This window comes from Sandarakinorhabdus oryzae, assembly GCF_009733735.1.
In the GTDB taxonomy this organism is placed as follows: Bacteria; Pseudomonadota; Alphaproteobacteria; order Sphingomonadales; family Sphingomonadaceae; genus Sandarakinorhabdus; species Sandarakinorhabdus oryzae.
In genome coordinates this window covers 1-2909 of sequence record NZ_WNJP01000252.1, presented here as the reverse complement: position 1 = coordinate 2909, position 2909 = coordinate 1, and the positions used below count along the sequence as shown (strand labels likewise).

The 2909-nt window shown below is 69.1% G+C and carries 2 protein-coding genes and 1 pseudogene; all 3 read left to right on the top strand.

The genetic code is table 11. From position 1 onward, the window contains the following. Nucleotides 1–514: TolC family protein (locus GJ693_RS15120; RefSeq protein WP_197042251.1), on the top strand; the 514-nt coding region annotated here is incomplete at its 5' end. Continuing rightward, a complete protein-coding gene (locus tag GJ693_RS15115; RefSeq protein ID WP_156257080.1) occupies nt 511–2223 on the top strand; it encodes a type I secretion system permease/ATPase in 1713 nt (570 codons plus the stop codon). The genes GJ693_RS15120 and GJ693_RS15115, both read left to right, overlap by 4 nt. After that, nucleotides 2220–2909, top strand: a pseudogene (locus GJ693_RS15110) (HlyD family type I secretion periplasmic adaptor subunit); the annotation flags it as partial. The gene GJ693_RS15115 and the pseudogene GJ693_RS15110, both read left to right, overlap by 4 nt.

Genomic DNA, 2909 nt, shown 5'->3' with positions numbered 1-2909 from the left:
CAAGGCCGATCGCCTGCCCCGCGTTGAAGCGCGCGTGTCGGGTTCGGCCTATGACGTGGCCCGCGGCGGCCGTCCGGATTACGACGTGCGCGCCACCGTGTCGGTCACCACCCGCTTCTCGACCGGTGGCGCCGAAGCCGCGCGCGTGTCGGAACTCTCCGCTGCCGCCCGCCGCGCCGATCTGGCCGCCGAACGCATCAGCGCCGAAATGGCGCGCGAGCTGGCCTCGGCCGAAGCGGAGTATCGCACCCGTGCCGCCGCCCTGCCCGCCCAGCGCCGTTCCGTTACCGAGGCCATGCGCGCCCGCGAACTGTTCGGCCTGCGCTTTGCCGCGTCGCGCGGCACCTTGTTCGATCTGCTGGCCTCGGAACGCGAGGCACTGGATGCCGGGCTGACGCTGGTGGATGCCGAGATAAGGCTCGACATGGCGCGCTGGCTGCTGCTCGCCCGGCGTGGTACCCTGTTGCAACTGGTGGATGGCCAGGCACCAAACCCGGCCGGACCGACGCCGTGAGAGACCTGTTGCTCCGTTACCTGCCAGCATGGCTGGCCGACGCCCTGTTGGCGCACCGCGCCAGCTATGGCCGGGCGGCCGTGGCGGCGCTGTTCACCAACATCTTTGCGCTCACCTCCTCGCTGTTCTCAATGGTGGTCTACAACCGCATCGTGCCGTCGGGCGCGACGGCATCGCTGCTGGCGCTGTCGGTCGGCATGGCGGTGGTGTTGATCTTCGATTTCATCCTGCGGGTGCTGCGCGGCTGGTTCGTTGATGTCGCCGGCCGCGATGTCGATGCCGCGCTGGGCAACCAGATGTTTGCCCGGCTGCTTTCGATGCGCCTGGCCGATCGCCAGGGGTCGGCCGGCGCCTTCTCCGGGCTGCTGCGCGAACTGGAAACCATCCGCGAAACCCTCGCGTCATCAACGCTGATCGCGCTGGTCGATCTGCCCTTCACCTTGCTCTTCCTCGCAGTCATCGTGGCCGTTGGCGGGCAACTGGTGCTGGTGCCGCTGCTGATGATCCCGGTCGTCGTGCTGGCCAGCCTGGCCGTGCAGCCGGCACTCGACCGGCTGGCGCGCGAAAATCTGGGCCAGGGCTTCACCAAACAGGGCGTCGTTGTCGAGACTGTTTCGGGCCTCGAAACAGTCAAGGCCGGGCGCGCCGGGCCGATGCTAGAAATGCGCTGGAATCAGGCCATGCGCGACAATGCCGGCAGCGCGCTGTCGAGCCGGCTGCTCTCTGCCATCGCCATCAATATCGCCAGTTCGGCGCAGACCATCGCCTATGTCGGCACGCTGATCCACGGCGTGCTGCTGATCACCACGGGCGAATTGTCGTCGGGTGCGCTGATCGCCGCCTCGATCCTGTCGGGCCGGGTGGTGGCGCCGCTGGGCCAGGTTGCCGGCCTGCTCACCCGTCTGTCGGCCACCCGCGCGGCCATCGGCCGGCTCGACCAGTTCATGGCGACGCCGCTGCAATCGGGCAGCAGCACCAGTGTGCGCCGTACCTGGCTGAAGGGCGCCATCGAGCTCCGGGATGTCAGCTTCCGGTACCCCGGCAAGCGCCAGCCGGCGCTGTCGGGCGTGTCGCTGCGCATCGAGCCGGGCGAGCGGGTGGCGATCGTTGGCAAGGTCGGATCGGGCAAATCCTCGATCGCGCGGCTGGTCATGGGCCTGTATCAACCCGACGAAGGCCAGGTGCTGATCGACGGTGCCGATCTGCGCCAGCTGCACCCTGATGACGTGAAGGCCAACATGGGCGCCGTGCTGCAGGACGTGACGCTGTTTTCCGGCTCCATCCGCGACAACATCACCCTGACCCATCCGACGCTGGGTGACGAGGAATTGATCCGCGTCGCCAAATTGTCGGGCACCTATGATGTGGTCGGCGCGCTCGAAAACGGCTTTGACTTGGCGCTGGCCGATCGCGGCGAAGGCCTGTCGGGCGGCCAGAAACAGGGCATCGCCATCGCCCGCGCCCTCGCCGGCAAGCCGCGCATCCTGGTGTTCGATGAACCGACCAGCGCCATGGACAACCAGGCCGAGGCACAGCTGGTGGCGCGGCTGGAACCCGAACTGTCGGGCCGCACCTTCCTGCTCGTCACCCACCGCCAGCTGATGCTGAAACTGGTCAACCGCGTCATCGTGGTGGCCGATGGCAAGATCGTCGCCGACGGGCCGCGGGACAGCGTGCTGAAGACGCTCGCGACCGGAGCCCCGGCATGAGCGGGCTTTCGGATCGCATGCTGGCGCTGGGCCGCCGCGAACGGGATTTCCCGTCCATCCTGCTGTGGAGCATCGTCGGCTTCACCACCCTGATGCTGATCTGGGCGGCGCTGGCGCGGCTGGACGTGGTGATTGCCGCCCAGGGCCGCATCATCCCGGCCTCGCAACTGCAGGTGCTGTCCAACCTCGAAGGCGGCACGCTGGCGCGCATTGCCGTCAGGCCGGGCCAGAAAGTGGCCGCCGGGCAGCTGCTGATCCAGCTCGATCCGGTGCTGCGCGCCTCCGACGCGGCGGCCGGACAGGCCAGCGTCGATGCGCTGAAGGTGCGTGAGGCGCGGCTGGCGGCAGAAGCCCGCGGCGAGCGCTACAATCTTCAGGTTGCCGGGGTCGATCCGGCCTTGCTGGCCAGCGAACAGGCGCTGGCGAGCAGCGATGCCACCGCCCTGACCAGCGAGCGCAGCATGGCGCTGGCCCGGGCCGAGCAGGCCCGCCGCGCTGCCGCCGAAGCCGAAGCCAATCTGGCCCAGCGCCGCGAAGCATTGAGCCTGGCCCAGCGCGAGGAAGCCGTGATGCGGCCGCTGGTCGAACAGGGCGCCGAGCCGGCGCTGACCCTTGACCGCGCCATCAGCCAGCGCGCCCAGGCCCAGGCTGCGGTGAACGCGGCGGCCGAAAACCTGCGCCGCGCG